The organism is Variovorax sp. BGA-UO-ETr-C22, from assembly GCF_059567965.1.
Window position 1 is genome coordinate 1,399,659 of record NZ_JCAQPA010000010.1, and the last position, 7,254, is coordinate 1,406,912.

Sequence of the window (7,254 nt, forward strand, 5' to 3'; positions counted from 1 at the left end):
AGGGCGGAGTTGAAGAGAGACAAGGATAACGGATTGCGCATGACAGGCTCTACCGTCCGGCCGGCATAGGCCGCCCTCGCCCGCTCAGGGGGCCGATTTGCTTCTTGCGTCGCGCATGCCGCTGCGCACTTCCTGCAGGCTCGCCAGGAAGGCCCAGAACTGCTTGGCGCGGCTCTTGAGCGCGAAATCGACGGCGGCGTAATGCTCCAGCGCGATCTCGCTCATGCGGCTGTCGAAGGTAGCGGTGGGCAGCTGCAGGTGCGCTTCCGACTCGGAGCCGCTGCGCACCACGGTGGCGCCGGCGTTGCGGGCGATCTTGAGCATGGCCGCGTTTTCGCTCAGCGCATGGATGAAGAGCATGCCCACGCCTTCGTTGCGCGCGGCAACCACGGCGCGTTCGAACAGGCGCGCACCATAACCGCGGCCGCGGGCGTGCGACGACACGGACACGCCGAATTCGGCGCAGTCGCTGTGCTGGTCGCCGGGTGCGTAGGCCACGTGCGCCATCGCGATCAGGTCGAGGCGGCGGTTGTAGATGCCGAACAGTTCGTCACGGTCGAAGTCCAGGCCTTCGACATAGCGCAGGACCTGCTCGTCGGCCGCGGCGTAGCCGAAGCGCAGGTAGCGGTCGTGCGGCGTCAGGTCCAGCAGGTGGCGCGCGATGCGTTCGCGTTCGCGCGGGCCGATCGAACGGATCGGCACCATGACGGGTGGGGGCGCGCTGACGGCGCGCGGTTGCGCCTCAACCATCGGCGCCTTCAGGAAAGAGCCGAGGCCGAGAGACGCTTTGAGGAGGGTCTTGGCGGTAAGCATGGCTCCAATGTAAGGGTTTTCCCTTAATCACCAAGCCCGCAAGGACACTTTCTGGACGCATTCGTGACTCGATACCAGAGTCCGTGGTGTTTACGCAACCAATTTGTGGTTAAACGGGCACAGATGTTGTGGCTTTGACACGATCGAGCACGAAGCTGGTCTTGCAGTCTTCGACGCTGGGGTGCTTCAGCAGGGTGTCCATGATGAAGCGGCTGTAGTGCGCCATGTCGGCCACCACCACGCGCAGCAGGTAGTCCATGTCGCCGGTGAGGGCCGCGCACTCGACCACCTCGGGCCAGGTCTGCACGCTGGCGCGGAACAGGTCCATGGGGTTGCGCTTGTGGGTTTCGGTGTGCTTTTCGAGCCGCACGTTCAGGTAGGCCGTGAGGCCCAGGCCGACCGCCTCGGGCTGGACCAGCGCCACGTAGCGGTCGATGACCTTGTGCTCCTCGAGCCGCTTGACGCGCCGCAGCACGGCGCTGGGCGACAGGCTGACCTGCTCCGCGATCTGGTCGTAGGTGGCGCGGCCGTCTGCTTGCAGCATGCGCAAAATGAGCCGATCTATCTTGTCGAGTGCTTCCATTTCTTCATTTTTGCAGTTTTACTGCGTCATGACCACCCATGGCGCCCAGAAACGCAGAAAACCTGAAAGCCTTCCGACCTACAGTGCAGCACGGCCCGGATCCGGGCCTTTGTTTTCCTTTCTGCACAACTTCCCCACTTTCCGGAGACAGCACCCATGAGCCACGCCGACGCCCCCGCCTTCACGCCCTGGGAGAACCCGATGGGCACCGACGGCTTCGAATTCATCGAGTACGCGGCACCCGATCCGGTCGCGATGGGCAAGGTGTTCGAGCGCATGGGCTTCGTGGCCATCGCCAAGCACCGTCACAAGAACGTGCTGCTGTACCGCCAGGGCACGATCAACTTCATCCTGAATGCCGAGCCCGATTCGTTCGCCCAGCGTTTTGCGCGCGAGCACGGCCCGAGCGTGTGCGCCATCGCCTTCCGCGTGCAGGACGCCAAGCAGGCCTACGAACGCGCCACCGCGCTGGGCGCCTGGGGCTTCGCCGACAAGGCCGGCCCGGGCGAGCTGAACATCCCCGCCATCAAGGGCATCGGCGACAGCCTGATCTACCTGGTGGACCGCTGGCCGGGCAAGAACGGCGCGCAGCCGGGCGACATCGGCAACATCGGCTTCTACGACGTGGACTTCGAGGCGCTGCCGGGCGTGTCGTCGCAGGACGCGCTGGCGCGCAAGGGCAACGGCCTGACCTACATCGACCACCTGACGCACAACGTGTACCGCGGCCGCATGGACGTGTGGGCCAATTTCTACGAGAAGCTCTTCAACTTCCGCGAAGTGAAGTACTTCGACATCGAGGGCCAGGTGACGGGCGTGAAGAGCAAGGCCATGACCAGCCCCTGCGGCAAGATCCGCATCCCGATCAACGAAGAGGGCAAGGAACAGGCCGGCCAGATCCAGGAGTACCTGGACATGTACAAGGGCGAGGGCATCCAGCACATCGCCATGGGTTCGGACAACCTGTACGAGAGCGTCGACGCGCTGCGCGCCAACGGCGTGACGCTGCTGGACACCATCGACACCTACTACGAGCTGATCGACAAGCGCATTCCCGAGCACGGCGAAAGCGTGGCCGAGCTGAAGAAGCGCAAGATCCTGATCGACGGCAAGAAGGACGCGCTGCTGCTGCAGATCTTCAGCGAGAACCAGCTGGGCCCGATCTTCTTCGAGTTCATCCAGCGCAAGGGCGACGACGGCTTCGGCAACGGCAACTTCAAGGCGCTGTTCGAGAGCATCGAGCTCGACCAGATGCGCCGGGGCGTGCTGAGCGCCGCAAAATAAGGCGCTTCACCACTGCCCTGGAGCCCGGCATGCGCCACGCGTCTTCTTCGACTGTCGTCACTTCCTTCGTCGCGGCAGCCGCCGCTGCTGTCGTGCTCTCGGGCTGTGCTTCGGCGCCGCCCGCGGCCGGCCCGGGTGCCTCGCACCTGGACACGGTGCAGAAGGCGGCGGTGCTGCGCATCTGCACGCCGGGCGACTACCGGCCCTTCAGCTTCCAGAAGGCCGACGCCTCGTTCGAAGGCATCGACGTCGACCTGATGACCGGCTTCAGCGCCAGCCTCGGCGCCAAGCCCGAGTGGGTCAAGACGACGTGGGCCAACCTGCTGCCCGACCTGGCCGCCGGCAAGTGCGACATCGCCGTGGGCGGCGTGTCGGTGACCACCGACCGCCAGAAGCGCGCCTTCTTCAGCGCGCCGTACATGGTCAACGGCAAGACGCCCATCGCGCGCTGCGCCGACGTAGCCAAGTACCAGAGCGTGGCGGCCATCGACCGACCGTCGACCCGCGTGATCTTCAACCCGGGCGGCAGCAACGAACGCTTCGCCCGCACCAACTTCAAGCAGGCCAGGCTCACGCTGCACGGCGAGAACGTCACGATCTTCGACGAGATCCTGGCCAACCGCGCCGACGTGTTCGTCACCGAATCGGCCGAGGCCATCACGCAGCAAAAGCTCAAGCCCGGGCTGTGCGCGGTGAACCCCGACAAGCCGCTGCAGTACGGCGAGATGGCCTGGATGCTGCCGCGCGACGACGTGGCTTTCAAATCGTATGTCGACCAATGGCTGCACCTGCAGCAAGCCGGCGGCGACTTCCAGCGCGTGATGGACCGCTGGCTCAAGTAACCCGAGAAACCGAACGCCCCATGGATACCCCCGCCGCCGTTGTCACTCCCGCCGTCTATGGCGCCTCCGATCGCCCGCCGCGCGGCGACTACTCGCGCGGCGGTTCGGTGCAAGCCGACTACACCTGCCCACAGGACTGGGCCAGCTACACGGCGGCCGACCATGACACCTACAAGCGGCTGTACGAACGCCAGGCCGCGCAGCTGACGGGCCTGGCCTGCGACGCCTTCATCAAGGCGCTGCCGCTGCTCGGCGTGAAGGACCGCATCCCGCGCTTCGAGGAACTCAACGAGCGCCTGCACCGCGCCACCGGCTGGGAGATCGTCGCGGTGCCGGGGCTGATTCCCGAGCTGCCTTTCTTCACGCTGCTGGCGAACCGCAAGTTCCCGGTGACCGACTGGATCCGCAAGCCCGAAGAGTTCGACTACATCGTCGAGCCCGACGTGTTCCACGACCTGTTCGGCCACGTGCCGATGCTGTTCGACCCGACCTTCGCTGACTACGTGCAGCGCTACGGCCAGGGCGGCATCAAGGCGCACGAGCTGGGCGCCGGCGAGAAGCTGGCGCGGCTGTACTGGTACACGGTCGAGTTCGGCCTGATCCGCCAGCCCGAGGGCCTGCGCGCCTACGGCGCCGGCATCCTGAGCTCGGTCGGTGAGCTGCAGCACGCGGTGCGCAGCCCCGAGCCGCACCGCCTCCCGCTCGACCTGCTGCGCACCATGCGCACGCAATACAAGATCGACACCTACCAGGCCAACTACTTCGTGATCGAGAACTTCGCGCAGCTCTTCGATCTCACGGCACCCGACTTCACGCCGCTGTACCGCGCGCTCGAGGTGCAGCCCGACATTCCGGCCGGCGTGCTGCTGCCGGGCGAATCCGGCAACGCCTGATCGGCATCTGTGTGACCCCGGCGCGCGCGGCGGCTATCGCCTGCGCGACACCGGGTATGCGCCCCTAGGACAAGCCCGCTGGCGGGTGGGAGGCATTGGCTCCCACAATCCGCGCCAAAGGAGCTTGCATGCAGACATCCGCGCGACAGAACTACCCGGCCGGCGTGCCACACGAGATTCATCCGGAGCAGTACCGCTCCCTGCCTCACATGTTCGACGAGGCTTTCGGCCGCTACAAGGACCGTCCGTTCTCGGTCTGCATGGAGCGCTGGATGTCGTACGGCGAGCTCGACACGCTCTCGAAGGCGATGGGTGCCTGGCTGCAATCGCAGGGCCTCGCGCCCGGTGCGCGGGTGGCGATCATGCTGCCCAACGTGCCGCAGTTCGCGGTCACGATGTGCGCCGTGCTGCGCGCGGGCTACACCTGCGTCAACGTCAATCCGCTGTACACGGCGCGCGAGCTGGAGCACCAGCTCAAGGACTCCGGCGCCACCGCCATCGTCATCCTCGAGAACTTTGCCGCCACGCTCGAACAGGTGATCGAGCGCACGCCGGTCAAGCACGTGGTGATGACCGCGATGGGCGACCTGCTCGGCGGGCTGTACGGCGCCTGGATCACGGTGGCCGTGCGCCACCTGGCCAAGATGGTGCCGCCCTACAAGCTGCCACTGAGCGACGGCCGCACGGTCACGCCGTTCAAGCAGGCGATTGCCGAAGGCCGCGGGCGCACGCTCGGGCCCGACCAGAGCACGCTCGATTCGATCGCCTTCCTGCAGTACACGGGCGGCACCACCGGCCTGTCGAAGGGTGCGGTGCTGACCCATCGCAACATCGTGGCCGCCACGCTGCAGGCCGAAGCCTGGTTCACGCCCGCACTGGCGCGGGCCGGCGACCTGGCGAAGGTCAACAGCATCGCCGCGCTGCCGCTGTATCACATCTTCGCGCTGACGCTGTGCCTGCTGGTGATCCGCCAGGGCTCGCACATGACGCTGATTCCGAACCCGCGCGACTTCAACAAGTTCGTCGCGGTGCTGAAGAAGCGGCCCTTCCACATGCTGCCGGCGGTGAACACCTTGTTCAATGCGCTGCTGATGCACCCGGAGTTCAAGACGGTCGATTTCTCCACGCTGTTCGTGTCGCAGGCCGGCGGCATGGCCGCCTCGGAAGGCACGGCGCGCAAGTGGTTCGAGGCCACCGGCTGCCCGATGATCGAAGGCTGGGGCATGAGCGAGACCTGTGCGATCGGCACCAACAACCCGGTGTCGAACACGAAGTTCACGGGCACCATCGGCCTGCCGTTGCCGAGCATTGAGATCGCGATCAAGGACGATGAAGGCCAATCGCTGCCGATCGGTCAGGCGGGCGAGCTGTGCATCAAGGGGCCGAACGTGATGACCGGCTACTACAACCAGCCCGCCGAGACGGCCGCGGCCTTCACGGCCGACGGCTTCATGCGCACCGGCGACATCGCCGTGATGCAGGAAGACGGCTACAGCCGGATCGTCGACCGCAAGAAGGACATGATCCTCGTCAGCGGTTTCAACGTGTTCCCCAACGAGTTGGAGAACGTGATCTCGCTGTGCCCGGGGGTGGTCGAATGCGCTGCCGTGGGTGTGCCGGACGAGAAGCAAGGCGAAGCCATCAAGGTCTTCGTGGTCCGCAAGGACCCGACGCTGACGGAAGACGCCGTGCTCCAGTACTGCAACGGACAGCTCACCGGCTACAAGCGGCCGAAGCACATCGAGTTCCGCGAGTCGCTGCCCAAGACCAACGTCGGGAAGATCCTGCGGCGCGAGCTGCGCACCAGCGCCGGTGCCTGAGCGCGTGGGGCACCAGGGGGGAGCCAGCGCCGGGCTGCCGGCGAATGTCGTCGTGTTCGAGCGGGGCTGGCTGTCTTCGAACAACATCCTCTTCGTCGGAGCCGAGGAAACGGCGCTGGTCGACACCGGCTATGCCACGCATGCCGATCAGACGCTGGCCTTGGTCGAGTCGGTGTTGGGCGAACGTCCGCTTGATCGGGTGCTGAACACGCACCTGCACAGCGACCACTGCGGGGGGAACGCGGCGTTGCAGCAGCGTTATCCATCGCTGCGGACGGACATTCCGCCTGGAGAGGCGGCGCTGGTTGAACGATGGGATGCGCGGGGTCTGAGTTTTCTTGCGACGGGGCAGAGTTGCCCGCGCTTTGGCTTCACTGGACTGCTCGAGCCAGGCACTGAATGCCTGCTGGGAGACAGCGCGTGGCAAGTGCATGGGGCTCCGGGCCACGATCCGCATTCGGTGATCCTGTTCGATCCGGTGTCGCGGACCCTGATTTCCGCGGATGCGCTCTGGGAGAACGGGTTTGGCATCGCCTTTCCGGAGCTGATGGGTGAGCCCTCGTTCGGGGACATTGCGGCAACGCTTGATCTGATCGAGAAATTGGCGCCGCGCCAGGTGATTCCAGGTCACGGCGGAGTCTTTGGCGACGTCGACCGAGCCTTGCTGACGGCGCGCAAGCGCTTAGCTGGACTGCAGCGAGACCCGGTGAAGCACGCGCGTCATGCCATGAAGGTGCTGATGAAGTTCAAGCTTCTGGAATTGCATGCGGTGTCGCACGCTGAGTGGGGTGCGTGGCTGGCCGGAACGCCCTATTTCGAGCTGATCCGGGCTCGATTCTTTGCCGATGCGTCGTTGGTCGATCTGACGGGAGACCTGTTGGCAGAGCTGGTTGCGGTCGGCGCAGCGCAATCCGATGCCTTGGGAGTCCGCAACGCCTGATTGGTGGTTGTCTGCTGCAATAAAAAAGCGCTGCTTCTTTCGAGTCAGCGCTTTTTATGCGTTTGGTCTTTGCATTGCG

Annotated in this window: 7 protein-coding genes; 5 read left to right on the forward strand and 2 right to left on the reverse strand. The window is 65.3% G+C overall.

What is annotated here, in order from left to right; translation table 11 throughout:
- Positions 1–84: 84 nt before the first annotated feature.
- The gene (locus AC57B8_RS19905) at positions 85–813 is read right to left on the reverse strand and encodes a GNAT family N-acetyltransferase (RefSeq protein WP_062482250.1); all 729 of its coding nucleotides are present in this window, start codon (positions 811–813) and stop codon (positions 85–87) included.
- Between the two features lie 109 nt (positions 814–922).
- Positions 923–1,396, reverse strand: coding sequence for an Lrp/AsnC family transcriptional regulator (locus AC57B8_RS19910; RefSeq protein ID WP_062482247.1), 474 nt, complete (start codon positions 1,394–1,396; stop codon positions 923–925).
- Positions 1,397–1,552: 156 nt separating this feature from the next.
- Here AC57B8_RS19910 and hppD point away from each other — a divergent pair, with 156 nt between their 5' ends.
- The 5 genes from hppD to AC57B8_RS19935 all read left to right on the forward strand — a co-directional run bounded on the left by hppD (position 1,553) and on the right by AC57B8_RS19935 (position 7,175).
- A complete protein-coding gene (gene hppD / locus AC57B8_RS19915; protein ID WP_139701335.1) occupies positions 1,553–2,680 on the forward strand; it encodes a 4-hydroxyphenylpyruvate dioxygenase in 1,128 nt (375 codons plus the stop codon).
- Positions 2,681–2,709: 29 nt separating this feature from the next.
- A complete protein-coding gene (locus AC57B8_RS19920; RefSeq protein WP_496480519.1) occupies positions 2,710–3,522 on the forward strand; it encodes a transporter substrate-binding domain-containing protein in 813 nt (270 codons plus the stop codon).
- A gap of 20 nt (positions 3,523–3,542) precedes the next feature.
- The gene (phhA, locus tag AC57B8_RS19925) at positions 3,543–4,415 is read left to right on the forward strand and encodes a phenylalanine 4-monooxygenase (protein ID WP_307590654.1); all 873 of its coding nucleotides are present in this window, start codon (positions 3,543–3,545) and stop codon (positions 4,413–4,415) included.
- Between the two features lie 128 nt (positions 4,416–4,543).
- Positions 4,544–6,235, forward strand: a complete 1,692-nt coding sequence (locus AC57B8_RS19930; protein WP_307697145.1) for an AMP-binding protein — start codon at positions 4,544–4,546, stop codon at positions 6,233–6,235.
- Entirely contained in the window at positions 6,228–7,175 is a 948-nt protein-coding gene (locus tag AC57B8_RS19935) for an MBL fold metallo-hydrolase (RefSeq protein ID WP_496480520.1), read from the forward strand. Before AC57B8_RS19930 ends, AC57B8_RS19935 begins: the two co-directional genes overlap by 8 nt.
- Positions 7,176–7,254: the final 79 nt, after the last annotated feature.